This window comes from Halalkalicoccus jeotgali B3 (genome assembly GCF_000196895.1).
GTDB lineage: Archaea > Halobacteriota > Halobacteria > Halobacteriales > Halalkalicoccaceae > Halalkalicoccus > Halalkalicoccus jeotgali.
Window position 1 is genome coordinate 451,895 of the sequence record NC_014297.1, and the last position, 26,568, is coordinate 478,462.

At 62.2% G+C, this 26,568-nt stretch carries 24 protein-coding genes; 7 read left to right on the top strand and 17 right to left on the bottom strand.

Translation table 11 applies throughout. From position 1 onward, the window contains the following. Positions 1-70: 70 nt before the first annotated feature. The 8 genes from HACJB3_RS02295 to HACJB3_RS02330 all read right to left on the bottom strand — a co-directional run bounded on the left by HACJB3_RS02295 (position 71) and on the right by HACJB3_RS02330 (position 7,763). Positions 71-1,096, bottom strand: a complete 1,026-nt coding sequence (locus HACJB3_RS02295) for an NAD(P)-dependent alcohol dehydrogenase (protein WP_008418359.1) — start codon at positions 1,094-1,096, stop codon at positions 71-73. 10 nt (positions 1,097-1,106) lie between these two features. Then, positions 1,107-2,243 carry a UxaA family hydrolase gene (locus HACJB3_RS02300; protein ID WP_008418358.1) on the bottom strand — a complete coding sequence of 379 codons (1,137 nt, stop codon included), beginning with the start codon at positions 2,241-2,243 and terminating at the stop codon, positions 1,107-1,109. After that, positions 2,243-2,551 (bottom strand): UxaA family hydrolase, encoded by a 309-nt coding sequence (locus HACJB3_RS02305; protein WP_008418356.1) that lies wholly within the window; start codon positions 2,549-2,551, stop codon positions 2,243-2,245. Before HACJB3_RS02305 ends, HACJB3_RS02300 begins: the two co-directional genes overlap by 1 nt. Beyond that, positions 2,548-3,735, bottom strand: coding sequence for a UxaA family hydrolase (locus HACJB3_RS02310; RefSeq protein ID WP_008418355.1), 1,188 nt, complete (start codon positions 3,733-3,735; stop codon positions 2,548-2,550). The genes HACJB3_RS02305 and HACJB3_RS02310 overlap by 4 nt, the downstream gene beginning before the upstream one ends. Before the next feature lie 152 nt (positions 3,736-3,887). Next, positions 3,888-5,192 carry a TRAP transporter large permease gene (locus HACJB3_RS02315; protein WP_008418353.1) on the bottom strand — a complete coding sequence of 435 codons (1,305 nt, stop codon included), beginning with the start codon at positions 5,190-5,192 and terminating at the stop codon, positions 3,888-3,890. Next, positions 5,185-5,739 (bottom strand): TRAP transporter small permease, encoded by a 555-nt coding sequence (locus tag HACJB3_RS02320; protein WP_008418352.1) that lies wholly within the window; start codon positions 5,737-5,739, stop codon positions 5,185-5,187. Before HACJB3_RS02320 ends, HACJB3_RS02315 begins: the two co-directional genes overlap by 8 nt. Before the next feature lie 52 nt (positions 5,740-5,791). Continuing rightward, on the bottom strand, positions 5,792-6,688 hold the full coding sequence (locus HACJB3_RS02325; RefSeq protein WP_008418350.1) for a TRAP transporter substrate-binding protein: 897 nt from the start codon (positions 6,686-6,688) through the stop codon (positions 5,792-5,794). A 286-nt stretch (positions 6,689-6,974) separates the two neighbouring features. Continuing rightward, entirely contained in the window at positions 6,975-7,763 is a 789-nt protein-coding gene (locus HACJB3_RS02330; RefSeq protein ID WP_008418347.1) for an SDR family NAD(P)-dependent oxidoreductase, read from the bottom strand. Between the two features lie 170 nt (positions 7,764-7,933). On the opposite strand from HACJB3_RS02330, the gene HACJB3_RS02335 reads away from it, so the two are divergent. Both HACJB3_RS02335 and HACJB3_RS02340 read left to right on the top strand, forming a co-directional pair. Then, entirely contained in the window at positions 7,934-8,896 is a 963-nt protein-coding gene (locus tag HACJB3_RS02335; RefSeq protein ID WP_008418345.1) for a mannonate dehydratase, read from the top strand. Between the two features lie 231 nt (positions 8,897-9,127). Then, a complete protein-coding gene (locus HACJB3_RS02340) occupies positions 9,128-9,901 on the top strand; it encodes an IclR family transcriptional regulator (RefSeq protein WP_013199342.1) in 774 nt (257 codons plus the stop codon). Between the two features lie 535 nt (positions 9,902-10,436). Here HACJB3_RS02340 and HACJB3_RS02345 read toward each other — a convergent pair. Further along, complete coding sequence (locus tag HACJB3_RS02345) at positions 10,437-11,354, bottom strand: NAD-dependent epimerase/dehydratase family protein (protein WP_008418340.1); 918 nt, start codon at positions 11,352-11,354, stop codon at positions 10,437-10,439. 252 nt (positions 11,355-11,606) lie between these two features. Between HACJB3_RS02345 and HACJB3_RS02350 the strand changes: the two genes are divergently transcribed. Continuing rightward, a complete protein-coding gene (locus HACJB3_RS02350) occupies positions 11,607-13,079 on the top strand; it encodes a lipase maturation factor family protein (RefSeq protein ID WP_008418338.1) in 1,473 nt (490 codons plus the stop codon). Between the two features lie 26 nt (positions 13,080-13,105). On the opposite strand, the gene HACJB3_RS02355 is transcribed toward HACJB3_RS02350, so the two are convergent. After that, complete coding sequence (locus tag HACJB3_RS02355; protein WP_008418336.1) at positions 13,106-13,495, bottom strand: DCC1-like thiol-disulfide oxidoreductase family protein; 390 nt, start codon at positions 13,493-13,495, stop codon at positions 13,106-13,108. 393 nt (positions 13,496-13,888) lie between these two features. Further along, the gene (locus HACJB3_RS02360; RefSeq protein ID WP_008418334.1) at positions 13,889-14,191 is read right to left on the bottom strand and encodes an arginase family protein; all 303 of its coding nucleotides are present in this window, start codon (positions 14,189-14,191) and stop codon (positions 13,889-13,891) included. 632 nt (positions 14,192-14,823) lie between these two features. On the opposite strand from HACJB3_RS02360, the gene HACJB3_RS02365 reads away from it, so the two are divergent. From HACJB3_RS02365 to HACJB3_RS02375, 3 genes are read left to right on the top strand one after another with little or no spacing between them, the layout of a single operon-like run. After that, complete coding sequence (locus HACJB3_RS02365; RefSeq protein ID WP_049934227.1) at positions 14,824-15,099, top strand: hypothetical protein; 276 nt, start codon at positions 14,824-14,826, stop codon at positions 15,097-15,099. Further along, the gene (locus HACJB3_RS02370; RefSeq protein WP_008418329.1) at positions 15,100-16,176 is read left to right on the top strand and encodes a DUF4350 domain-containing protein; all 1,077 of its coding nucleotides are present in this window, start codon (positions 15,100-15,102) and stop codon (positions 16,174-16,176) included. Further along, positions 16,169-17,173, top strand: a complete 1,005-nt coding sequence (locus HACJB3_RS02375; RefSeq protein WP_008418326.1) for an AAA family ATPase — start codon at positions 16,169-16,171, stop codon at positions 17,171-17,173. The genes HACJB3_RS02370 and HACJB3_RS02375 overlap by 8 nt, the downstream gene beginning before the upstream one ends. A gap of 55 nt (positions 17,174-17,228) precedes the next feature. Here the strand turns inward: HACJB3_RS02375 and HACJB3_RS02380 are convergent, their stop codons facing one another. The 5 genes from HACJB3_RS02380 to HACJB3_RS20985 all read right to left on the bottom strand — a co-directional run bounded on the left by HACJB3_RS02380 (position 17,229) and on the right by HACJB3_RS20985 (position 24,019). Beyond that, positions 17,229-17,567 carry a DUF7268 family protein gene (locus HACJB3_RS02380; RefSeq protein ID WP_008418324.1) on the bottom strand — a complete coding sequence of 113 codons (339 nt, stop codon included), beginning with the start codon at positions 17,565-17,567 and terminating at the stop codon, positions 17,229-17,231. Positions 17,568-17,571: 4 nt separating this feature from the next. Then, on the bottom strand, positions 17,572-18,489 hold the full coding sequence (locus tag HACJB3_RS02385; RefSeq protein ID WP_008418322.1) for an ABC transporter permease: 918 nt from the start codon (positions 18,487-18,489) through the stop codon (positions 17,572-17,574). Then, a complete protein-coding gene (locus HACJB3_RS02390) occupies positions 18,486-19,499 on the bottom strand; it encodes an ABC transporter permease (protein WP_008418321.1) in 1,014 nt (337 codons plus the stop codon). The genes HACJB3_RS02385 and HACJB3_RS02390 overlap by 4 nt, the downstream gene beginning before the upstream one ends. 60 nt (positions 19,500-19,559) lie before the next feature. Then, a complete protein-coding gene (locus HACJB3_RS02395) occupies positions 19,560-21,206 on the bottom strand; it encodes an ABC transporter substrate-binding protein (RefSeq protein ID WP_049934229.1) in 1,647 nt (548 codons plus the stop codon). A 92-nt stretch (positions 21,207-21,298) separates the two neighbouring features. Continuing rightward, positions 21,299-24,019 carry an ABC transporter ATP-binding protein gene (locus HACJB3_RS20985; RefSeq protein WP_008418317.1) on the bottom strand — a complete coding sequence of 907 codons (2,721 nt, stop codon included), beginning with the start codon at positions 24,017-24,019 and terminating at the stop codon, positions 21,299-21,301. An 81-nt stretch (positions 24,020-24,100) separates the two neighbouring features. On the opposite strand from HACJB3_RS20985, the gene HACJB3_RS02405 reads away from it, so the two are divergent. Next, the gene (locus HACJB3_RS02405; RefSeq protein ID WP_008418315.1) at positions 24,101-24,580 is read left to right on the top strand and encodes a DUF7529 family protein; all 480 of its coding nucleotides are present in this window, start codon (positions 24,101-24,103) and stop codon (positions 24,578-24,580) included. Between the two features lie 35 nt (positions 24,581-24,615). Here HACJB3_RS02405 and HACJB3_RS02410 read toward each other — a convergent pair whose 3' ends face one another. Beyond that, positions 24,616-26,424 carry an SLC13 family permease gene (locus tag HACJB3_RS02410; protein WP_008418313.1) on the bottom strand — a complete coding sequence of 603 codons (1,809 nt, stop codon included), beginning with the start codon at positions 26,422-26,424 and terminating at the stop codon, positions 24,616-24,618. Between the last annotated feature and the right edge of the window lie 144 nt (positions 26,425-26,568).

Below are 26,568 nucleotides of genomic sequence, written 5' to 3' on the forward strand. Positions count from 1 at the left end.
CGAGCAAGGCTCTCCAATTCCGTATAAACCTTCTCCTCACGCGGATTCGAGCCTTCCTGACCGAACCGATTCAGTTCACCGAGAGTAAGCCCTTGATCACGTCGGGCGTTTTGGCACGCTCGAAGGCGTCGCCGATCCGTTCGAGCGGCATCTCGACGTCGATCGTCCCCGTCGCGTCGACCTCGTTCGCGCCGAGCAGCGAGAGTGCCGTCGGATACGTATTCGCGAACCGATAGCTTCCCCGAATATCGATCTGCCGTCGGACCGTCTCGAAGGCGTCCATCGGCACCGTCTCGCCGGGCGCCAACCCGACCAGCACCGCGGTACCGCCGGGTCGTGGCGCGTCGAGTGCCGCTTCGATCGCCGGCGGCGCCCCGGTGGCTTCGATCACCACGTCGACACCGCCGTCGAACTCCTCGCGGAGCGTGTCCCCGACGTCCTCGGTGCGACTGTCGATGGCGAGGTCCGCCCCGCGATCGGTGGCCCGGTCCAGTTTCGAGGGCACGATGTCGGCGACGGCCACGGTCGCCGCGCCGGCCGCCCGTGCGACGTCCATCGTTAGCAGTCCGATCGGTCCGACACCCATGACGAGCACCGAATCGCCCACGTCGAGGTCGGCCCGGCGCACGGCCTGGATCCCGACACTCACAGGCTCACAGAGCGCGCCCTCGCGAGTGGAGACCGTCGGCGGGAGTTCGTGGACGAACTCCGCCGGCCACGAGACGTACTCCCTGAAGGCCCCGTCGGTCCCGGGTGTCGCCATGAACTCGACGTCCGGACACAGGTTGTACCGACCGTCCCGACAGTACCGACAGTGCCCGCAGGGGACGCCGGGTTCTATCGCGACCTCGTCGCCGACGGCCACGCGGTCGACGTCCCGACCGACGGCGACGACCTGGCCCGCGCTCTCGTGGCCGAGTACCAACGGCTCGTCGATGCTGCGCTCGCCCATCCGCCCGTGATCGTACCAGTGGACGTCCGACCCGCAGATCCCGACGTCGCTCACCTCGACGAGGACGTCCGTCGGACCCGGAGCGGGACGCTCCCTGTCTCGCAGTTCGAACCGCCCCGCGTCGACGAGTTCGGCCGCCTTCATGCTGATCGTCTCATTGTGAGGGTCCGACGCGACTTATGGCGAACTTCGTCAGTCCGTGTCTCTCTGCGGCGGTTTGGCCACCGTCGGCCACGCGAGCGAGTTCGTCGAGGACGTCGTCGGGGTCGCTCTCGCGGGCGTCGAGGTCGATGTCCGCCGCGAGCGCCTCGGCGGTCGTCCCGTCGCCGGTCACCTTCAGCACCGGCACCACTGGGTGGCCCGTCGGGATCCCGTCGGCCGTGACATGCACGACCACGGACGCACCGGCCGCCGCGAGCGCCGTCGCCGCCTCCTCGAAGCGCGACGGGGAGTCGACCAGCACCAGCCCCTCGTCGACGGTCGCCCGAGCGCCGTAGGGAACGAACTCCTCGACGGAAGCGGTCCCCCACGTCCCGACGACCGACTCGAACTCGGTGCTTGCGGCGTGGCGGACGACCCGCTGGGCGTTCCCGGGCTGGCGCGCTTCGCGCCCGCAGGCCTCGCGGATCCCCGCGGCGACCTCGTCGTTTTCGCCCCGGTCTGCGGCGGCCTCCGTATGGGGGGCGAGTCGCTCGGTGCCGGCGACGACGACGCGCGCACCGAGATCGAGGAGGGCGTCGACGGTCTCGCCGACGAGCGGGTCCGCGACCTCGCGGGTCGATCGATCGAGATCCGAACTCACGACGCCGACGGTCAGATCGCCGAGGGTCACGTCGCTCCGTTCGTCGGTGAGGGACGTCCGCGCGAGATCCGCGGTCGCCTCGGCGCCCGCCTCGATACATGCTTCGGTCCCGCCGGCATCTTGGATGGCCGTCTGACGGACCGGCACCCCCTCGGTGGCGATCCGCTCTGCGAACGGTTCGCTCTGGAGGTGCTCACAACCGAGGCCGACGACCGTCGTGCCCGCGACGTTGGGGTTCCGTGCGAGGTTCAGCAGGGTTCGCTCGGTCTGCTCGTGATCGGCACCGATCTGGGCACAGCCGTGGTCGTGGGGCGTGCAGATGGCGCTCTCGTTGGCGTCCGCGATACGTTCGGCCACGATATGCGAACAGATCACCGACGGGGCGACGAGGACCCGGTTTCGGACGCCGACTCGACCGTCCTCGCGCTCGAATCCCGCAAACCGGGCCCCACTGGGGGTATGAACTCCGTCCGCGGCTGGCGTCGTCATCAGATCACCTCCGCGTCGGCGCGGTCGCCCCGCCCACGCGCGCTCTCGCAGTTGTGCGTGTGAACCCACTCGCCGGGAGCGATCGTCTCGACTGCCTCGCCGATCGGCTCGCCGTACTTGCGAACGACGTCGCCAGGTTGGATCGGTTCCAGTGCGACCTTGTGGCCGAACTCGACGTCCTCTTGCAGTTCGATCGCCGTCCCGCCCCAGGGAATCTCCGTGCCCGTTTCGAGGTCGTCGATGGCCGTAACGACGTTGTCCGTTTCCGCCATGTGCAACCCGACGTCGCCGAGTACTTCTCCTTTCATGCGTTCCCCCGCAGTTCCGCCAGTTCGTTTGGCTGGAGTTCGTTGATCGCGAACTCCTCCAAGCGACGCTGTTCGGCGGCCGTCCGTTTGCCGCTGGCGACCGCCAGAAGGGTCTCGTAGATCCGCTCGCCGACCGCGTCGATGGATTCGCCGTCGATGATCGTACTGGCGTTTACGTCCATGTTCGAGGCGAGCCGATCCGCGGTTTTCGGGTTCCCGGTCACCTTGATCACCGGCGCGAGCGGGTTTCCGGTGGTCGATCCCCGTCCCGTGGTGAACGCGACGATCTGTGCGCCGCCGGCGACCTTCCCGACGACGCTCTCGATGTCGTATCCGGGGGTGTCCATCAGTACCAACCCGCCGCCGACCGGGAGCGATTCGGCGTACTCGACGATCCCGCGGACGGGCGTGGTCCCGCCCTTTACGATCGCCCCGAGGCTCTTTTCCTCGATGGTCGTCAACCCGCCGTCCTGGTTTCCGGGTGTGGGCTGTGCGCCCCGGAGGTCGACGCCCATCAGCTGTGCGGCCGATTCGCGCCGCTCGACCCGCTCCAGTAATCGATCGCGGACCTCGTCGTCGACACACCGCTCGGCAAGGAGGTGTTCTGCGCCGATGAACTCGGGAGTCTCCGAGAAACTCGCGGTGCCGCCGTCCCGAACCAGCCGATCGCACGCGGCGCCGACCGCGGGGTTCGCCGCGATCCCGCTGGTCGCATCCGAGCCGCCACATTCGACGCCGAAGACGAGCTCGCTCGCGTCCCGCTCTTCGCGTCTCGCGTCGGCGATCCCGTCCCAGAGTTCGCGAGCGTGATCGACGCCCGTTCCGACGGCCGCCGCCGTCCCTCCGGCCTCACGGATCGTGAGCGTCTCGACGTTCCGTCCCGTCGCCGCGATCGCATCGGCGATCCCGTCGGCGTCGATCGTTTCCGTTCCGAGCGCGACGACGAGTGCCGCCCCGACGTTCGGATTCTGCCCGATGCCCGATAACGTGCGCTCGATCTGCTCGCACGCCCCGTCCGGCGGGTCGATCCCCATCTGGTGGGGCGTCGAACGGACGTTTTCGACTGTACGGTCGGCGATCGCGTCCGCGACCGCCGAGGCCGCGACTGAGGTGGGTATCACGGCGACGTAGTTGCGGACCCCTGCGGGACCCGTCGGTCGTGGATACCCGTCGAACGTTGCCATGACACAAGGTTCTCGCCAACCGACAAAAACGTTTGCGTCGGTGATCTCCTGTTGAAAGGAAATTGACTCCTCGAACTCGTTCGTGGACGCGGACGCGTATCCGGGTTCGAACGCCGGATTCGTTCCCGATCGCGAGAGGAAACGTGAGTCGATCAGGACCCGACCAGCTCGGTCGCCGGGTACGTGACGATCTCCGGGATGAAGATCGTGAGCAACAACACCAGCAGGATCGGCACGTAATACGGCAGTACCGCCTTCATCGTCTCCTCGAGGGTCGCGTCGGTCACCTTCTCGAGGACGAAGAGGATGACGCCGAACGGCGGCGTCAGTAGACCAAGCATCAGCGTCAGGATCATCACGATACCGAAGTGGATCGGATCGATGCCGGTGAGCTGGAGGATCGGCATGAAGATCGGCACGAGGATCGTGATCGCGGCGATCGTTTCCATGAACGTCCCGACGACGAGCAGGAGGCCGACCAACAGGAGGATCACGACGGTGGGATCGGTCGAGAAGGCCGTGATCGAATCGGCCATCAGGATCGGCAGCCGGAGCTGGAGGGCAACGAGCCCGTACAGGGACGCGATGCCGACGATAAACGTCAGCGCGAACGTCTCGACCATCCCGTACTGCAGCTCCTTGAAGAGGCCGCCGAGGGTGAGTTCTCTGTAGACGAACATCCCGAGGAAGACGGTGTACACGACCGCTATCGCACCCGCTTCCGTGGCGGTAAACGTCCCCGTGACGATCCCGCCGATGATGAGGATCGGGGCGAGCAGCGGGAACACCGCCTCCTTCAGGCACGTCCAGAAGTCCCCGAGGTCGAACGAGTCCTCGGTCTCGTAGCCCCGCACGTAGACGAACAACAGGACCAGCGCCATGAGGAAGACGCCGATCAGGATCCCCGGGATGATCCCACCGAGGAACAACTCCCCGATCGACTGCTCGGCCAGCACGGCGTAGATGATGATCGGGACGCTCGGCGGGATGATCGGGCCGATGATCGCCGACGATCCCGTGACCCCGAGCGAGATGTCCTTCTCGTAGCCCTGATCGCGCATCGCGGCGTACTCGACGCGACCGAGCCCGGCGGCGTCGGCGACGGCCAGCCCCGACATCCCCGAGAAGATCATGCTCGCGACGATGTTGACGTGGGCCAGACCGCCGCGGAACTGCCCGACCATGGAGTTGGCCAGATCGAAGATCCGCGGTGTCATCCCGATGCGATTCATCAACCGTCCCAACAGGAGGTAGAACGGGATCGCCAACAGCGTGAAGCTGTTGAGCCCGTAGAGCATCTGCTGGGCGATAACGCTATAGTTGAGCCCGTTCCCGAGCGGGGAGATCATGACCACTATGCACGTCGCCCCCATGGCGATCCCGACGGGGACGCCGAGCGCGTACAACACGAGGAGCGTCCCGAGGAACAGGGCCCCGATGACGAGTAGCTCACTCATCGGCCATCCCCTCCTCGAAGCGCCCGTGCACGGTGCCGTTGGCGATCCCCTTCAGCAGCGTTACCACGTCGATGACGGCGTAGATCAGCATGAGGACGACGCCGACGGTGATCCCCAGATAGATGTGGCCGGCCGTGACGACCCCGATCCCGCCGATCGACGTCGTCCAGTCGCCGATCGCGTTCGTACTCGTCCCCAAGAACGCGACCCACAGGAACCCGATGACGATCAGATCCCCCAGCAGTTGGACCGCAAGCCCGAGCCGCGGGTTCCACTTCGTGAGTCGTTCGAGGAGGAACTGGATCGCGATGTGTTCGCTGTTTCGGATGGCCACAGCAGCACCCAGATACGTCGCGATAATCAGTATGAACCGCGCCGCCGGTTCGGTCCAGTGGAGGTACCCGAACGTCGGGAGGTCCAACAGCCGAACAAAGATCTGAATCGTCGTCAGGATGATCGTCGTCGCGAACAGTCCGGTCGCACTATAGAGGACGACCTTATCGAAGAGATGGTCCGTCTTCAGTTCGAGTGATTGATCGATTTCCATTATTAATGACTATCAATTGTCTTCCGTTGCTCACCTATGAGGCGCCGCTACGTCACATGTTCCGGACGGTATCCCAATCGAAGGCCCAAGTGCTCTCGAACAACTGCTCGACGGCTGGGGCCGCCGCCTGATTGAACGCCTCGGTATCGACGTCCTCGACGATCTCCATCCCCTGTTCGCCGAGCTCGTTGATGAGTTCTTCCTCGCGCTCCTGGGAGGTCTGTGCGGCCGACTGTGTCGCCTCCTGACCGACCTCCATGATGAGGTCCTGCTGGGACTGATCCAGACCCTGATAGAAATTCTCGTTGATGTAGATGTTCCCGTTGGCGATCAGGTGGCCGGTCAGACTCAGGTGGCTCTGTACCTCGTGGAGGTTGAACGAACTGATCTGCTCTGCGCCACCCTCGGAGGCGTCGGCAACGCCCTGTTCGAGTGCGCTGTACAGTTCGTCAAGCGCGACCGGCGTGGGCGATGCGCCGATGGCTTCCCACGTTTGGACCCACGGGTCCAGTTCCGGCAGCCGGAGGTTGAGCCCCGCGACGTCCTCGGGCGTCCGAATCGGCGTGTTCGACGTGAAGTGTCGTGCGCCGCGATAGACCTGTTGGCCGATCGGCCGTTGGTTCCCGTTCTCGATGAGCGCGTCGTGGCCCTCCTGCATCTGATCGCTCTCGAGTACCGAGAGCAGTTGGTCGTAACCCGGGAGGACGAACGGACAGCCGAAAAACCAGTACTCCGGTGCGAACTGGTAGTAGGGGAAACTCCCCGCCGAGTGCGCTTCGACACCACCTTCACTGACGATCTCGCCGATCTCGTCCTCCGACCCGTAGGAGCCACCGGGGCTGATCTCGACGGAGATATCCCCATCTGACTCCTCTTCGATCTGTTCCTTGAAGTTCTCGGCCGCCTGAACCAGAATGTGGCCCGGTTCGAACGTGCTGGCGATTGTCATACTGGTGCCGCCGCCACCGCCACCACCGCTGCCACCGCCCAATCCTGCACACCCGGCGGTCGCCGCGATCGCTCCTGCCCCGAGACTCGTAATCAACGATCGTCTCCCGATTCCTGGGCCTCTATCTCCCATGATTCATCACAGAGGTTTGGCCTATCCATTAAGAAGGTATTCTTTAAGGAGAATATTACCACTTCAAGATGTGTTCCCGTCGCGCTCGCTGCCCGGCGATCGGGTTCGGGTAGTGAGACAGTGGACACTCCCGGTTGGACCGTTTCGGTGCGGATTACACCCGCCCTTCGTGGTATCGCCACGCGTCGGACGTCCAGCCGCCGTCAGCGCGAAGGACTTCGCCCGTGACGAACGTATCGCCCCGGGCGAGGAACGTCACGCAGCTCGCCATCTCCTCGACGGTACCGAAGCGAGCCATCGGGGTTCGGCGCCGGATGTCCTCGTCGGTGTACCCCGCCGAGTCCTGTGTCTGATCCGTGATGTCCGTCTGGATGAATCCCGGTGCGAGCGCGTTTACACTGATGTCGTCCGGTGCCCACTCGACGGCGAGGGTCCGCGTGAGGTTGATGACGCCCGCTTTCGCCGAGCAGTAGGGCGCTCTCATGTGGTATCCCATCTGGCCCATCATCGACGCGATGTTGACGATGGCACCGCCGTTAGCCTGCTCTCGCATCCGCCGACCCGCGATCTGGCAGGCGATGAAGACGCCGGTCAGATCGACGTCAATGACCCGACGCCAGTCTTCGAGATCCAGTTCGGCCGCCGGCCCGATCTTCGTCATTCCGGCGTTGTTCACGAGGATATCCACGGCGCCGAACTGATCGACGGTCGCCTCGACCATCGCCTCGACGTCCGCGGGGTCGCTCACGTCGGCCTGAACGGCGACGGCGGTCCCGCCGTCGGCCTCGATCTCCTCGACGACCTCCGTCGCTCGTTGCTCGGACGATCGGTAGTTGATCACGACTGTGGCACCGTGGTCCGCAAGCGTGGTTGCGATACCGCTCCCGATCCCTCTTGATGCGCCAGTAACGATGGCGGTCTTGCCCTCGAACATCTCGCTCATGTGGCGTTCCTCAGTGAATCGTCCGATCCGGTATTTCTATCTTGTCCCTTCGATCCCGTCGTCCACTCTACGGGGAACTAACTGGAACGGAGCCCGCTCAGGACTCCGGAAACCCGCACTAGCTTGCAGTGAGAGAAAGGTATTTGACTATGGTTGCAATTCGTGAGGCCATGGTCAACCTCGCGGTAGTCTTACCACCGCAACCCGACGAGAGGTGGCAACTCGCCAAACAGATCGGCGTCACGGACGTGGTCGTCCACACGCTCGAGATCGGCGACGGGAAGACGTCCTGGAGCTATCACGACTTGCTCCATCTGAAAAACTGGTACGAGGACGCCGGTCTCGAGATCAGCGTCATCGAGGGGAGCGTTCCAATCAGCGATCGTATCAGGCTCGGGTTGGACGGGCGTGACGAGGACATCGAGGAGTTCAAGGAGTTTCTGCGGGACTGCGGTCGCGTCGGGATTCCGGTCGTCTGCTATGATTGGATGGTCGGGATCCGCTGGGCGCGCACGGAGGCCCACGTCGAGGCCCGCGGTGGTTCGCTCGTGACGGCCTACTCTACCGACCGGATGCACAGAGAGCACGTCGAACCGGTCGTCGATGCTTCACGCGAACAGCTCTGGGACGCTCTCGAGTACTTCCTCCAGGAGGTCGGACCCGTTGCGGAGGAAGCCGGTGTAAAACTCGGACTCCATCCGGATGACCCGCCACGGGAGTCCCTCGGAGGGATCCCACGGATCATCAACAGCCCCGAAGCATACGAACGCGTCATCGACTGCTACAACAGCGAATACAACGGTATCACGTTTTGCCAGGGGAACTTCGCCGCGATGGGGGTCGATCTGCCCGAGACGATCCGGCAGTTCGGCGATCGCATCAATTTCGTCCATTTCCGCGACGTCGAGGGCGATGCGGATGGGTTCGTCGAAACCTGGCACGACGAAGGGCCACACGACATGCTCGCCGCGATGCAGGCATACGAGGAGGCGATCGACGATGACGTGCCGATGCGGCCCGATCACGTCCCGACGATGGCCGGTGAGGACAACTCCAACCCGGGCTACCACATGAACGGACGGCTCTTCGCTATCGGCTACATGCGCGGGCTGCTCGAACAATCCGTTCAGTAAGGCTGCACCGTCGCTCCGTTCGAGATCGCGGTCGGCTCACCGTCGACAGTATCATCTCTTCTTCTCGCTTTCTCCTCTGCTCACCTCCCTGCTGTCACCTCTGAACCACCAACTGGCCTGTCTTGTGTCACGTTACCTTTCCACAATATATCTGTACGTCATGATATCTGTCCAATATTGTTGGACAGACTTAGAAACTACTATGCGGGTGAGAAACATGGGGGGTACGCAATGAGCACCGACTCATCGAACGAGCCGAATCGGATTCAAGCGGTCAAGAACGGCTTCGAAATCATCGAGGCTGTGAGCGACCTCGGGGAATGTGGGGTAAAAGAGTTGGCCGACTACATGGACCTGCCCAAGAGCACGGTACACGTATATCTCAAAACGCTCGAGGAGACCGAGTACGTGATCAATCGCGACGGTACGTATCGGCTCGGGTTTCGGTTTCTGAACGTCGGTGGGAGGATCCGCCACGACAACAGCTACTATCAGGCGGGTCGCAACGAGCTCGACGACCTCGCTCAGACGACCGGTGAAGTCGCAACCCTCGGCTGTGGGGAAGGGGGATATCGTGTCATGCTGTACTGGACGGAACCGCCGGATGCCATCTTCAACAACGTTCCGACCGGCGAGTACACCCGAATGCACTGGACCGCACTGGGAAAGGCGATACTCGCACAGAAATCCACGGATGAGCTACAGGAGATACTCAATCGCCGGGGCCTCCCACGGGCGACCGAACGCACCATCACGGATCGCGATGCGTTGCTGGACGAGATCGAATCGGTTCGGAAGACGGGGTACGCCGTCGAGAACGAGGAGCGCGTCCGGGGTGTCAAATCCGTCGCCGTTCCCGTCGTCAGCGACGACCAGACGACGCCTGCGGCGATTTCGGTCGCGGGCCCGAAACACAACTTCGACCAGGATCGTATCGAAGAGGAACTCCTCCCGGCGTTGCAGAACACCGCGAACGTCATCGAACTCAAAACCAAGCACTATTAGCTGACTGGCGCGCACCGCCCGTCGACGTCGCGGTAGGACCCTAAAGCGAATCCATAATCGTTGAATTCGTTTTCGCTTCGATTAGTTTTCCTACTCCCTACCGTTCGCAGTGTCGCTACAGCTAGTCACTTCTGAAAATTACGACAGTATTTGTGTAAATCAGATTGCTTCTACTTCGTTTTCGGCCCGGCTCCCGCTTGCAGCACTTCCTGATGAATGACCTTCGCCGATCGGTCGTCTGGCGGCCCGTCTGTGAGTGGCTGTGATCGAACAAATGTGATAAACTCACCAGTAGTACTCTTTCATTTCCATTTCACTTACTTAACTCTTTATCCAGCGCTACCTCATCGCGGTTGGCTTGTCGACCACGAGATGCCTGTGTCCGGGGGTCGTTCGCTCCGTGGGTCGTATCGGCCATCGCAACAGGTTCGCAAAACGCCTTGCGGAGAGAACACCCTCTTACTGGCCGTCGACTGTCCAACCGTTCTGGATTGGACGCGTTCTCTGTCGTTCCGAGCGGTATCGACGTCCTGGACTACTTGTACGGTGCACAAACGCGACGGATCCCCTCTCGGAAATCGATCGTGGGTTCCCAGCCCGTGGCCTCGTTGATCTTCGAGTAGTCCGCACACGTATCGTGGACGTAGACGCTGTCGGGAATCGGATTCTCGACGTACTCTGGGTCGATCTCGGTGCCGAGCTCCTCGTTCAGGAGCTCGACGACTGTGTTGAAATCGTAGGCTTCGCCCGTTCCGAGGTTGTACACGCCCGTCAGTTCGTGTTCGGCGGCGAGTTCGATGCCACGAACGATGTCGGAAACATGGGTAAAGTCGCGCGTCTGGGTGCCGTCGCCGTAGATCACCGGCGCCTCGTCACTCGCGAGATCGTCGGCGAACTGCGCGATCACGTTCGCGTACTCCTTTTTGTGACCCTCGGCCCCGCCGTAGCCCTGGTAGACCGAGAAGAACCGGAGCCCGGCCATCGACATATCGTAATGGTTCGCGAAGTACTCGGCGTACCGCTCGCGGGCGAGTTTCGAGGCTTCGTAGCCCGTGTTGACCTCGACGGGCATGTCCTCCGGGGAGGGCTCGGTCTGGTTGCCGTAGATCGAGGACGTGGAAGCATACACCACGGTATCGCAGCCGTCCTCGCGAGCCTGCTCGACGGTGTTGACGAACCCCTCGACGTTGACGCGCGCACCGCGTGTGGGCTCGTCCTCGTGCATCGCATACGAGGACAGCGCCGCGAGGTGAAAGACGACGTCGACGTCGGTCGGCAGATCGTCCTCGAGGACGCTCGATTCGTGAAACTCCACCGCGGAATCGAGGTTCTCGGGCGTCCCGAGATAGCAGTCGTCGATCGCGATGACGTCGTTGTCCTCGGCCAGGTGGTTCGCGAGGGTCGAACCGATGAAACCCGCACCGCCCGTTACCAATACGCGCTGGTTGATCACGGAGGACCGTGCTCGCTGTCAGAATATAAATCCTTCTATGTTGAGTGGTTTCTGTATTGATATACTCTCCATTGAGTCGAATTAAGCACGGAATGTGACTAAATAGCCACTCAAGGCGTCGACTCTGGCCCCTTGTTCCCGGAGGCCGTACATTCTCTCCGGTTCTTATCGCCATTCGGATATTTCGACAATCGAGTGGTTGGGACCGGGCTCCGGTATTCCTTTGGCCGTCGATCGATTGCTGTCGCCCGTATGTGGCTCTGGTCCGGCGAGGGGTACTGGATCGTCCGCTTGCTCTTCCAGCGTGCGCTCGCGTTGCTCTATCTGCTCGCCTTTCTCGTCGCCGCGAACCAGTTCCGGCCCCTCGCGGGCGAAGACGGCCTGTTGCCGCTCTCGCGGTACGTCGAGAACGCCTCGTTTCGAGAGCGCCCGAGCCTCTTCTATTTCTATCCGAGCGACCGCGTGATCGCGATCGCAGCGTGGACCGGCGTTGGCCTGTCCCTCCTCGCGCTCGTCGCCACACCCTACTGGCTGCCCGATCCCTACGCGACGCCCGCCTCGATGGCGCTGTGGGCGGGGCTGTGGCTGTTGTATCTCTCCTTTGTCAACGCGGGCCAGACCTTCTACGGCTACGGTTGGGAGTCGATGCTGCTCGAGACCGGCTTTCTCGCGGTCTTTCTCGGTGCCGGCGGTGTTGCTCCGCCGTTCGTGGTGTTCGTCCTGTTGCAGTGGGTACTCTTCAGAAATATGTTCGGGGCGGGGCTGATCAAACTGCGTGGCGACGAGTGTTGGCGCGATCTGACTTGCATGGAGTATCACTACGAGACCCAGCCGATCCCCAATCCCGTGAGCTGGTTCGCTCACCACCGCTCGAAGGCCTTTCACCGCCTCGAGACGCTCGGCAACCACGTCGTCGAACTCGCAGTCCCCTTCCTGTACTTCGCGCCCCAACCCGCCGCGGCGCTGGCGGGCGTGGCGACGATCGGCTTTCAGGGCTGGTTGATGATCACCGGCAACTTCGCGTGGCTCAACGCTCTGACGATCGTCTTGGCGATCGCGACGTTCAGCGACGGTGTTCTCAGTACCGTCCTGCCGGTCACGGCCCCGGCGGTCGCCCCGACACCCTTGTATCTCGAAGTAGCGGCCGTGCTCGTCGCGCTCGCTGTCGTCGGACTGAGCGTCCGACCGACGATGAACATGCTCTCGGAAGGGCAGGTGATGAACACGTCGTTCGATCCCCTACATCTGGTCAACACGTACGGTGCGTTCGGGTCGATCACGAGAGATCGATACGAGCTCGTCATCGAGGGCACCGCCGACGAGGTACTCACCGACGGGACGAAGTGGCGCGCCTACGAGTTCAAGGGCAAACCGACCGATCCCGAACAGCGTCCGCGGCAGGTCGCGCCCTATCACCTCCGGCTCGACTGGCAGCTGTGGTTCGCCGCTATGTCGCCGTCTCCCTACCGGAGTCCGTGGTTTCCGCGATTGCTGGGTAAGCTCCTCGAAGGCGACGAGGCGACGCTCGACCTCCTTGCGGAGAATCCCTTCGAGGAACCGCCGGAGTACGTCCGTGCGATTCGCTATCGCTATGGGTATACGACCCCGGAAGAGCGCGACGAGACGGGCCGATGGTGGGAGCGCGAACGTGTCGGGACGTACGTCGAACCGGTCTCACGCGAGGATTTCGAGGGCCGGGGTCGCCGTCGCCAGCGGCTGCGATGACCCGGCTGCCGGGCCGAGCGAATCAGTCAGCGCTCGTCGTTCGATTTTTGCCGAACGGGTGGTGTCTTCGAGAGCAGCCGTCCCCAGACGCTACGGTTGTCCGCGACTCGCCGGTAGGAGCGTTCACGTAGTCGCTCGTAGTCCTCGAAGTTCCGCAGGAACTGCGAGAGGGGTCGGACTGGCTGTCCGATCCCGGTTCGCGTGAACGCCTCCTCGATCGAGGCGCCACACGAGTAGACACCATCGTCGGTAATGAAATGCGAGCAGTTTTCGTAGGTATCGGGCAGCCGCTCGCGTAGTTCCGGCGTGAGGTCAGTGAACCCGACGACGCGGACATCCGAGCGGTCGCTGAAGAACTCCGCCCACCACGTACAGAAGCCACAGTCGTCGTCGTAGACGAGGGTTGCGTCGGTCATACTCGTTGTAGGAGTCCAACGCCACTAACGTTTGCTCTCCGTACTGCAGACGAGGACTGAAGTGGGCTTCGAGCGGTTTCGACTCAGATCGACCCCATCGTGACGGCGACCCGAATGCTTACTGTTGTCGTCCCCAACGGCGGGTATGGAACGGTTCGTCCAATTGACCGTCAGCGGTGGTGTGGCTCTTCTTTGTGGCCTTTGGATCGGAGCGTTTTCCGCTGCATACTCAGGAGCGTGGCTGCTCGGAGCGATCCTCGCCCTCCTCGGACTCGGGGCGCTGACCCGTGGTATTGGACGCGAAATCGAGCTATGAAAGCTAATTCATCCCCATGCTGACCCGGTTCGACGGACCCATCTCTCCGACTGCATCCAATAGTATCGCGGATCGTTTTATCGCCTCGTGGGGACAAGACCACTCGGCTCAAGCTCGCCGGTACTGGACCAATAAGCGGGCTTCATGGTATCAATATCAAAGAAGTCACATCCCGCGTCAGTGCCGTCGATCGCTCGCTTGATGGCGTCGGTGATAATCTGGCTCAGGTCGTACTTGGCGGCCTCAATGGCGGTGTACCACTTCATACCAGCTTCGCACCTCTCCTCATAAGTGTCGGGCCCGGACCAAAACCCGCGGGGCCGATCAACGTAATAGTTCTTGCTGGCCCTCAGGCCGTCGTTGTAGATGCACTTGCCCACGCGCCGTGATCATGTTCGAAGCTAGTAATCCCGTCGTCGCTGGTGTCAGCATACCAGTCGAGGTGGACGAGGCCGATGTTATCGTAACCACTGCCTTGGTCCAATCCTTCATATCGGGATACGAAATCCAGTAATCGCCACCGATGATAATTGGCGTTGCGCCTGTTCGGCGATCCCGCCGATGGTGGCCTCGATGTCGAGCTGGCTTTCCCGGATTTCGCCGGGCGCGATTGTCGCATCGCCTTGATGTAGGGATATATAGGGAGAGATCCGTCCAGGTCACCTGGACGGCCCGTAGCGCGTATCCAGGCGGATAGTAGCTAGCCGATGATGCTGACGTCCGCGTCCTCTTCTGTTAATCGGTCATAGTCGACCTCCGGTAAATTTCAGGAATGGCGAGGTCTCGCTGAAGATTGATTCGCTCGCTTTCTTGTATGTGTCACCGTAGATGCCTTCACCGTTTTTCCAATCAGATCTATAATCAAATCCTTCCCTTTTGCATTCTAAGCACGTTCACGCCCTTCTTGGATCACTACCGGAATGTAGATCTCTCCAAAATTCGTTTCGCTCCGAGTTCTCTTCGGACTTACAAGCCGTTAGATTCGTAACGATGGGGGTGAAATTGGAATCAAATGCCGACTCATCGCCGCCGCCGATTCATCCATGGACAGACGGCTTGGATGCTCGCGTCGGTTCTCGCGCTCACACTGTTAGGTACACTTACCGTCGAGCTCTTTTTTGTCCTTTCGCTGATCGGCTTTCTCGTCGTCACCGAATTGACTGCGCCGTTTGCGGTTACTCCGCAATGGCGGACGCGACTCAAGTGGCTCATTGGTCTCGGCCTGCTCGTCTTCGGTGCGATCGTCGTCCGACGGATTATCGAAATCCTTCCATCGGGGGTACTGTAGATGTCCTGGCTTCAGGATTGGTCATACCCGCGACTGCTATTTTATACGCTTGCAGCTGTCCTCCTGATCGGCCTGCTCGTCGGCGCGAGCACCTCAGGCGTGGCTTTCGGCACTTACACCCACGACTGGGACGGGACATCGGAGCTCCGCTCGGAGGCACGGGCCGCGGGCGCAGAACCGATCGTCGCGACTGACACGAGTAGGTATGAGGACGTCGAGGCTAACGGCACCGTCGCAATCGCGATCGCTGCCGAAGAGTCCTACGGGCCTGAGGATCGCGCGCGCCTCAATGACTTCGTCAGGCGCGGGGGAACGCTGGTGATCGCCGACGATATCGGGCAGACGAACCAGCTCCTCCAAGAGTTAGGCTCGAGTACCCGTATCGATGGAGCCCTGTTGCGTGACGAACGCGAGTACTACCGCTCGCCAGCCCTGCCTGTCGCGATTGAAACGGCCGATCACCCCTACGTCAATAACAGCGACTCGTTCACACTGAACTACGGGACAGCGCTCGACCCCAACGGTGCCGAGGTGCTGATTCAGACCTCGGAGTACGCCTATCTCGACAGCACCCCTAATGGGGCGTTCGACGAGAACGAGACTCTCGGTCCTCGGCCGATCATGACGACCGAATCCGTCGGACAGGGGGAGCTCGTCGTGGTCAGTGACTCCAGCGCGCTGATCAACGCCATGCTTGAACGGCCCGGCAACCGGGCGTTTGTCGGGACGCTGTTCGACGCTCACGACCGGGTGCTGATCGACCAGTCTCGATCCGATGGACTGCCGCCGCTCGCGCTCGCGCTGCTGGCGCTTCGCGAGTCCGCGTTCTTGCAATTGGCGCTCGCTGTGGGACTCGTCGGTATGGTTGCGCTCGTGGACACGCGACCGGGCTGGGTGCGTGGATTTGGACATCGCTTCGGCCAATCAACCCGTCCCAATCATGTCGAACCAGACCTCGGGGCGTCTGACCTGCGGGCGGTTCTTGCCACCCAGTACCCTGAATGGGATTCGGATCGTCGCGAACGTATTATACAAACAATTATGAATGGACGAAAAAAAGGAGACAACAATGACTGATCCCGCTGCGATGTATGAGAACCTTCGCGAGGAAATGGGGACGGTACTCATCGGCAACGAAGCGATTATCGAGCAGTTGACGGTCGCGCTGCTGTCGAATGGGCACGTCCTTCTCGAGGGAGTCCCGGGGGTTGCGAAGACGACGATGGCGAACCTGTTTGCTCGCGCCTCGGGGCTCGACTACAACCGGATCCAGATGACGCCCGACGTCCTGCCGGCCGACGTGACCGGTACACACGTCTATCACGACCAGACCGGCGAGTTCTCGCTCCAACGGGGCCCGATCTTCGCAAACTTCGTCGTCGCTGACGAGATTAACCGTGCGACGCCAAAAACCCAGAGTGCACTCTTGGAGGCGATGCAGGAACGGACCGCTACGATCGAGGGACAGACGCTTGACCTCCCGGAACCGTTCATCGTGGTCGCGACCCAGAACCCCATCGAGATGGAAGGGACCTTCGAACTGCCTGAGGCCCAGCGCGATCGCTTTCTCTTCAAACTGGTCGTCGACCTCCCAACTCGTGAAGACGAGTCGGCGCTGCTTGATCGGTTCGATTCGGCGCCAGAACTGGGGCCTGAGGCGATCGACCAGGTCGTCACTCCAACGGGGATCCTCGAGGCCCGACAGGTTGTATCGAACGTCCACGTCGACGAGCGCGTCAAGGGATATATTCTCGATCTCGTTGATGCGACACGAAACCACGGCGACATCGCTCACGGGACCTCCCCGCGGGCGTCGCTCGCGTTGCTCGACGCTGCGAAGGCTCGCGCGGCGATCCACGGCCGAGACTATGCTATTCCCGACGACGCCAAAACCCTCGTTCGACCAACCTTCACCCACCGGCTCGTGCTCTCGACCGACGCTGAACTCAGTGGTGTCACGGCCGAAGACGCCCTCGAAGAAATCATGGCGACGGTCCAGCCGCCGGGAAGCGATGCTGAACGCGAACGCGAGAGTGCGGTCTCGGACGGCGGCCGATCGCGGATGGGCGAGTAGCCAGTCGTTTACTTGTCAATTTCATCTGACCGGCCGCCCTAGAATGAACCGCTAACTATCCACCCAGGAGTATCGTCATAATCGACGCACTCACCATTCCGGCCGCGCCGAGGACGGTCAGGACCGCCATTGCCCGCCGCGTGTCGGCGGCGCTCCACTCACGGTCGAGCGTAGTATGCATACCCGCAAGCGACTCACTGAGCAACACTGTGCTGGCCCAGACTGTCAGCCCGAAGCCGAAAACGAGCGCCGAGAGTGAAAACGCAACGTCGCTGGCATCGCCTCGTGACCAACCGGCAATAATGAACACGATGACGAGTCCGCCACCGACGACTGCACCCAGCAGGGCCGCACGCGCGAGGTCGGCAAGGTTCCGGTCGGCGTCATTAGCCATCGTCTCAGTCGACGGTCTCGCGCATCCTGGGGTCGAGGGCGTCACGCATGCCATCGCCGAGTAGGTTGAATCCGAGCACCAGCAACGCAAGTACCAGCCCAGGGAAGAAGGACCACCACCACGCCCCCGAGAACAGGCCGTAGTTGACGCCGTTCGAGAGCATCATCCCCCACGACGGTGACCCCGGACTCGCGCCGAATCCGAGAAACGACAGCGCAGCGATGTCGATGATGGCCAGCCCGAAGTTCAGCGTCGACTGGACGGTGATGGGCGCAAGACAGTTCGGCAGGACGTGACGCACCAGTAGTCGCGGGTCGGTCGCGCCGAGCGCGTACGTGGCGTCGATGTATTCGTCTTCGAGGACCTTCAGGGCGGTTCCGCGAACGACGCGGGCGAATCGCGGCGTGTAGACGAGCGTGAGTGCCGCGACCGCACGCCAGAGCCCCAGCGAATCTGGAAAGACAGTCACGAGCGCAAGCGCCAGCAACAACGACGGGAACGACAACAGCACGTCCATCGTCCGCATGATGACGTTGTCCGTGAGGTCGCCGTAGTAGGCCGCAACGATGCCCAGTCCCACGCCGAGGACGGTCGACGCTGCGACAGTGACCGTCCCGAACTTCATCGCGTACCACGCCCCGTACAGCACGCGCGGGAAGATGTCCCGTGCCTGGCCGTCCGTCCCGAACCAGTACTGGGCGCTCGGGGCGGCTTCGGTCGGGTTCGTGTTGTACCGGGTCGCAGTCAGCGCCTGAATGTCGTAGGCGAATCGGGCGTACACCGCGACGACGAGCGCGCCGGCGATGATGAGAAGCCCGACGATGGCGAGCCGATTCGACAGCAGTTTCGTGAGGAACGGACTCGCCCGCAGTCGCTCGACGATGCCGCGTCCCTCCGTCGTGGTTTGGGTTTCCGTGCTCATTGTTCGATCCGTGGGTCGAGAACTGAGTAGGTGACGTCGACGAGGAGGTTCACGAGCGTATATAGGACGGCAAACACTAGGACGGTCGCCTGTACGACCGGGTAGTCGCTCCGATTGATGGCATCGACCAACAGCGTGCCGATGCCGTTGATCTCGAAGACGGTCTCGGTGAGGACCGCACCCCCCAGTAGCGAGCCGAACTGGATCCCGACGACCGTGATGACGGGAATGAAGGCGTTTCGCAGGCCGTGTTTCAGAATCGTGATCTTCGCGCCCTGGCCCTTCGAGCGGGCGGTTCGCATGTAGTCCTGGCGAATGACCTCGAGCATCGACGAGCGCATCATCCGCGAGATGAGCGCCATCGAGTAGATACCGAGTACCACGACCGGCAACAGGAGATGAAGAACGGCCGACTGGAACGCCTCTAGATCCCCTTCGAGGAGCGTATCGACGAGGATGAACCCCGTGACCGAGTCGATGAAGTGTGCCGACCCGATGCGGCCACTCGTCGGGAGCACGCCGAGAAACTGAGCGAACAGCAGGATCAACAGCGGGCCGCTCCAGTAGATCGGGATGCTGATGCCCCCGAGTGCACCGACGCGTGTCAAATGGTCGGTGATCGTGTCCTGCTTGATCGCGCTCAGGATTCCCAGCGGGACGCCGAAGGTTAGGCCCGCTATCTGGCCGAGAACGGCGAGTTCGATGGTGATCGGGAGGCGATCGGCGAGGATCTGACTGACCGGTGTGCCACGGTTCACCTGGTAGGAATCGCCGAAGTTGAACGTCGCGACGTCGCCGAGATACGTAACGTACTGCTGCCAGATCGGTTCGTTCAACCCGAGTTCCGCTCGGACCTGCTCGATGTACGCCTGACTCGCTCGATCACCTGCGATCGCGACCGCGGGATCGCCCGGCGAGAGATGGAGAATCGCGAAGACGAGCGTTGCCACGCCGAACAAAACGGGGACGAGCAACAGTATTCGTTTAGCGATAAACCGCTTCGAGACCATTACACAGACGAGCGGATTCGACTCGTAAAAAGGTCCCGTAACCGGCCGACTACTGGAGTATTATTCCAGTTCGACGAGGTGCAGGAACGGACCGCCGATCGCCGAGATGGTGTAGTTGCTCACGCGGTTGCTGACGCCGCGAACCTCGTCAGCGTAGTCGATGTAGACCCACGGGGCCTCCTCGTTGGCGATGGACGCCGCCTCGCTATAGAGTGTGGCACGTTCCTCTTGGTCAGCCACCTGCTGGGCCTCTTCGACGACGCTCATGTACTCCTGGTTCGCCCAGGCCGAGCGGTTCGACGTGTTGTAGCCCTCTGTGTCCCACGAAACCCAGTCCTGTCCCTCCGGGACGTCGGTCTGGGGGTGCAACAGGACGTAACAGAAGTTGTCGGGGTCGGCGTTGTCGGTGTACCAGCCCGCAAGCGAGGCGTCGTGACGGCCCTCGCTGGTGTAGGTGAGGTAATCCGAGAACTGCCGGTCGTCGATCGTGACCTCGATTCCGATATCCGCGAGGTTCGTCCGGATAGTTTCTGCGGTCGGGAGCGGTGCAGGGTTGTAGCCACGGGCGTTCTGGAACGTCGTCAGTTCGAAGGCGAACCCGTCGCCGTATCCGGCCTCTTCCAGCAGTGTCTGGGCTTGCTCGGGATCGTACGGGTACGGGCTGAGGTCATCGTTGTGACCGAACAGCGCGGGTGGAATCGGCTGGTCCGCTTGCGTTGCAACCCCGGAGTAGATGTTCTCGACGATGGCTTGGGTGTCGATGGCATAGCTGATCGCCTGTCGGACTTGCCGATCGCGGAACTCCTCGACACGGGACATGTTGAACGACATATACCCGATGTTGATACCCTCGGCAGACTGGGCTTCTGCACCGTCGGCGCCGTCGATCTGCTCGATGGTGTCCGGATCGAGCCCGTCGATGATCTCCAATTCGTCCTCTAGGAGCGCCTGTGCACGCGTGGAGTTCTGGCCGCGCGTCAGGAACAGCACCTCGTCGACGGTCGGTCCATCGCCCCAGTAGTCGTCGTAGGCGGTGAGTTGGATGCGGTTGTTGGCGTCGTCGAGCTCGCCCAGCTCGAAGGGACCGGTACCGATCATCTCCTGGTCAAGATCGACGTCGCCCTCGATGGCATCCTGTGAGAGGACGACCGCCGCGAACATCGCGAGGTTGCGTAGGAACGGCGCGTAGGGCTGTGTCAGCGTGACGTTCAGCTCGTAGTCGCCGTTTTTCTCGACGCTGTCGATCCAGTTGCCGAGCGTGAACGGTCCATAGGAGGAGGCATCCTCGAAGTAGTACTCGTAGTCCTCGTCGACGAACCGGCGGTACGTCGCGATGAAGTCGTCGGCGGTGAAGTCACTCCCGTCGTGAAACGTCACGCCCTCGCGGAGCGTCAGCGTGACGTTTTCGCCCTCCATCGTCCAGTCGGTTGCAAGGCTCTCGGTGAGTGTGGCCTCGCCGGGCTGGAAATCGACGAGTCCCTCGTAGGCCTGATTGGTTACCTTCGCTACCTCGCCGCTGGTGGTGTTTTGCGGATCGAGGGAGTCAGAGTGAGCGCTGCGACCGTACCGAAGCGTACCGCCACCGTCGCCATCACCGCCCCCGCCGAGACAGCCGGCCATCGAACCCGTCGCGGTCGTCGCGACCGTCGCGGCCCCGGCACTTTTCAAGAAACTACGCCTAGAAACGTGACTGTCGTCACCATCCATGATCCGGATTCCTCTATCTACATAAATAATACTACCGAACCGAACCGGACGGAGGAATACCACGAAACCGTGACGTCCTCGATTGTTTCAGCTCAGTACAGATGGCACGCTGTGGGGTGGTCGTCCTCGCCGCGAGCGGGATCGTCACGCTCACAGACGCTCTCGAACGTCTCTTCGAGGACGGCCTCGGCCGCCTGCCAGTCACCGTCCTCGAGGTGGTGAAACGACTCCTTGACGGTCTCGCGGGCCTCCCCCGAAAGGGGCCCATCGAAGAACTGCGCGGAGAGGACGCTCGCGAACCCGTTTCCGCCGTCTGCGACCGCGCGACTGTCGGCATCGGTCGGGGTGGCGGCCGATTTTCGGGCGGCCTCCAGGTCGATGTCGCGGGCTTCGACGCGCTGTCGGTAGAACATGACCTCCCGATAGCGTTCCTGTTCGATCTCGATGTCATCGGGCGGGATGATCGCAGGACACCGGGTTCGGAAGCTACACCCCGATGGTGGGTCGATGGGTGAGGGGACGTCGCCCTGAAGGATGGTCCGCTCGTCGGTATCGGCGAGCGGATCGGGCTCGGGGATCGCCGAGAGCAACGCGTTGGTATACGGGTGTTTCGGGTTCGCGAACAGGTCGTCGGTGTCCGCAATCTCCATGATCTCCCCGAGATACATCACGGCAACGCGATCGGAGATGTGTCTGACGACCGAGAGGTCGTGAGCGATAAATAGGTACGTGAGGCCGAACTCCTCCTGGAGGTCCTCCATGAGGTTGATGATCTGTGCCTGCACGGAGACGTCGAGGGCCGAGACGGGCTCGTCGGCGACGATGAAATCCGGATCGACGGCGAGCGCCCGCGCGATACCGACCCGTTGGCGTTGTCCGCCGGACAGTTCGTGTGGGTAGCGACCGTACTGGCTCGTATCGAGACCCACCTCTTCTAAGAGTTCGAGCACCCGTTGGCGGCGGCGCCCTTCGGCGAGGCCGTGGATCTTCAAGGGTTCCATGACGGTCTGGCCGACCGTCATCCGGGGGTCGAGACTCGACATCGGGTCCTGGAAGACCATCTGCATGTCCTTGCGCTTCTTGCGGAGTTCGGACTTCGAGAGGTCTCCGAGGTCCGCACCCGCGAACACGACCGTCCCGTCGGTCGGCGGGTCGAGATGGAGAATGGCCCGCCCCGCGGTCGATTTCCCACAGCCCGATTCGCCGACGAGGCCGAGGGTTTCGCCTTCGTGAACCTCGAGATCGAGGCCGTCGACGGCCTTTACGCTCGGTTTCTCGCCGGGGAACAGCCGATCGAGGTAACCCGCTTCCTGTTCGTAGTACTTGCGAAGCCCATTGATCTCGACGAGAGGCTCGCCGATGTCGTGGCCGGTGTCGCTTGCGACGCCCGTCGATCCGTACCCGCTCGTATCGAACTCCTCGAGGATGCACTTCGAGCGGTGGTCGACTTCTTCGGGTCCGTGTTGGAGAAACGGTATCTCTCCCCCAGTGCACTCCTCTTTCGCCCACGGACAGCGCGGTGCGAAATGGCATCCATCGGGCAGGTCGATGAGGTCGGGGACGTTGCCCTCGATCGGTGTGAGGCGGTCTTTCTCCTCGGTCGGAATGGACTCGAGAAGCGTGTACGTATAGGGGTGGCTCGGGTTGTGGAAGATCTCCTCGACGGGGCCCTCCTCGACGATCTCGCCGGCGTACATAACCGCAACCCGGTCGCAGGTCTCGGCGACAACCCCTAGATCGTGGGTAATCATCAGGACCGACATTCCGAACTCGTCCTGCAGATCGTCGATGAGATCGAGGATCTGGGCCTGAATGGTCACGTCCAGTGCCGTCGTCGGTTCGTCGGCGATGAGCAGGTCCGGGCGGCACGCGAGTGCGGTGGCGATCAGCACGCGCTGGCGCATCCCACCGGAGAACTCGTGGGGGTACTCCTCGAGGCGGGCGGTGGCCTCGGGGATTCCGACTTCGGTGAGTATCTCGACGACGTCGGCCATCACTTTCTCGTCGTCCGTGCGGCCGCCGACCTTCGGGAGGATCTCCCGGATCGCGTTGGGCCACGTGTCGGATTTCCGGCCGCCGTACCGGTGGAGGCGAAGCGACTCGGCGACCTGTTCGCCGACCGTGACCGCCGGGTTGAGCGAGGTCATCGGGTCCTGAAAGATCATCCCCATCGACCCGCCGCGCACGTGGCGCATCGCTTCCTCGGGTGTGGCCGTCAGATCGACTACGCCCTCCTCGATACTCGTTTCCGTCGGCGACGCGCCGTCCCGGATGCGTGTGAGTGCGTCCTCGTCGACGTAGACGAAACCCTCCGTCGCCTCGTCGACGGCGTTATCGAGTTCGTCGGCAACGACCAGCGGCGTCACCCGTTCTTCGAGTCGGGTCGCAGCGTCACGGAGATCGTCCGCCAACCCCGCGGGATCGGCTCGATTGGCGAGGTCGTCGGCGATTCTTCGCAGTTCCGCTCTGGCGGTGTCGGTACCGGTGTTGGTGCGAAGGTCGCCGGCGATCTCACGGATCGCCTCGACGAGTTCGAACGGGTACGACACGAGGGCACCGTCGAACTCCGCGATGAGTTCTGCGGCCAACTCGGCCGTCCGAAACGTCACGCGCCCGTCAACGACTTCTCCGGGATCGTCCACGAGGTCCATCGCCGAGAGGGCGGTGACGCTCTTTCCCGATCCGGACTCGCCGACGAGACCGACGGTCTCGCCTTCCTCAATAGTGAGGTCGATGCCGTCGACGGCCTTTACCGCGCCGTGTTTCGTCTTGAACTGTGTTTTCAGATCGGTGAGAGATAAGATATCAGGCACTGAGAGCTATTCACGGAGCGGCGAAGAAATAGCTTGCGGGCTTGGACAACGCTTATTCGCGCCGGCGTTCGCGGTGGACACATGAGCGACAACGCTACCGGTGGCGATCCATCACCCGTACAGACGACGGCCGGCTGGCAGGCCGTCGTTGAGGACATGGCCGCGACCTCCCAGGAGTACCGCGAGCGCGGCTGGACCACGCTCGAACTCCACCCCGGTGATTCGGTACTCGTCGACTCGGAGTTCCGGACGGGTCTGGACGTCCTGCTTCCCGGTCCCGAGTACGATGAGCTCGAATCCCTTCTTGACGACTGCTCGTTTACCGATTCGGAGGTGTTTCGAGCCGAACGGGAGGGATTGGTCTATCTGCTCGTCGTCGAGAAGGACCCGGATCGGGAGGTCGCCGTCTTCGTGCCCGCGTACTACGATCTCCAATCCGCCCGAAGTACGCTCGAGACGATCGACGCCGCCGGCGAACTACGCCTGTTCTGCCGACGGCTGAACGACGACTACGTGGAGTTCGTCCACGATGAGCCATCGCCGTTTCTTCCCGACGTCTAAGGGGAGTTGCTTCTTGGATGGCAAGGGAGACTGCTCTACACACGGACGCCCCAGAAAAACGCGATCCCGAGGACCGTAACCACCGATAGGAGTAACTGTAACGGCGCACCTACCCGGAGGAAGTCCGAGAACTTGTAGCCTCCAGGTCCGTAGACGAAGAGGTTCGTCTGATATCCCACCGGCGTCATAAACGCCGTCGAGGCGGCAAACGTCACGGCAAGAACGAACGCGAATGCGTTCGCCCCGATCGACTGCGCAGTACTGGCAGCGACGGGAATCATCAACACGACGCTGGCATTATTGCTGATGACGCTTGTCAACAGGCCGGTGGCGAGATAGAACACCCACAGGACGCCGATTGCAGGGAGGAACGTCGCTGTCGAGGCGACGCCGTCCCCGAGAACCGCTGCGGCCCCCGTCTGCTGGAGGGCGATTCCGAGCGGAATGACGCCTGCGAGCAGGAAGATGACGTTCCACTCGACGGACGTATACAGTTCGTTCGGTTTGAGGACGCCCGTTACGATCATCATTACGACCCCTGATAATGCCGATACGACGATCGGGATGACGTTCAACGCCGGCAGCGCGACGACGCCAGCGATGATGCCGACCGCGAACGGGATCTTCTCGGTCCGATAGGTCGTCTCGTCGAACTCGTGGGCGACGATGAAGTCCTCGTTCTGGACGAGTCGGGTGAGGCTATCAGGTGGTGCTTGGACGAGGAGTGTGTCCCCGACGCGAACCCGGATGTCCTCGAACCGATCGCGGACCACGTCCCCGCGGGTTCGGAATGCGAGAACGTTCGCGTTGTAGCGCCGTCGGAAGGTCGAACTCGCGATGGTTTCCCCGACGAGGAACGACCCCGATGGAATGACCACCTCGACGAGGACGGGTTCTTCCCCGTCCGGATAGAATTCGGCGTCGGCTTTGGGTCCGCCCGCGAACGTGAGCCCCTCCGCGTCCATGATGCGCTCGAGCGTGTCCCGGTTCGTTCTGAGACGAAGCGTGTCGTTTTCGTGAATCTCCTTTCGAGCAAGCGGTTCGTCGAACCGCTCGCCGTAGCGGATCAGCTGAAGGACGTCGATACCGAGGTTCTCATCCCCCAAGACTTCCCCTACCGTCTTCCCGATCAACGACGAATCCGCGGGAATAACGACGTCTGCGAGGTATTCTTGCAGGACGTACTCCTCGACGAGGTCCTCGTCGGCCGGTACACGTTCGGGGAGCAACCGGACACCGACCGTCATGAGGTAGACCGCTCCGACCGCAAAGACGATCACGCCGAGTTTGGTAAACTCGAACATCCCGAACGCGTGCAGTCCGAGGGCAGGTGATTCAGCACCGATCTGGGCTGCGATATCGCTCGCGAGAATGTTCGTCGATGTCCCGATGAGCGTCAGCGTTCCCCCGAGCATCGAGGCGAACGAGAGGGGCATGAGCAGCTTCGACGGTGAGGTCTTGCCTTCGTGTGCGAGGTCGGCAATGACGGGAACCAGTATGGCGACGACCGGCGTGTTGTTGATGACTCCCGAGACCGGCCCGGTGACGCCGATGGTCGCAGCGAGTTGCTTGCGTCGGTCGAAGCCGGCGAATGCGGCCATTCTCTGTCCGATCCTCTGGACGATGCCGGTCCGGTTGATGCCGCTACTCAGAATGAGCATCGCCAGTACGGTGATGGTGGCCGGGCTGGCAAAGCCCGCGATCCCCTCTCGGGGGGTGATCTGCGTCCACGGTTCGAGTACCATCAACAGGACCATGATCAGGATGGCGGTGACGTCGATCGGATACCACTCGGTTGCAAACAGTACGAGCGCGAGGAGAATGATGGCGAAGACGACGAGCATATCGACCGTCACAGCGTCCAAAACCCCACTCTGCAGTATCAGCGGAGGAACAAAGAGAGACATACTACTACGAAACAGCACCGAGAGAAAAGGGTTGATATCCCGACCGGTGGTTCCGTTGGAACCCGTAACGCAGTAGCGCTC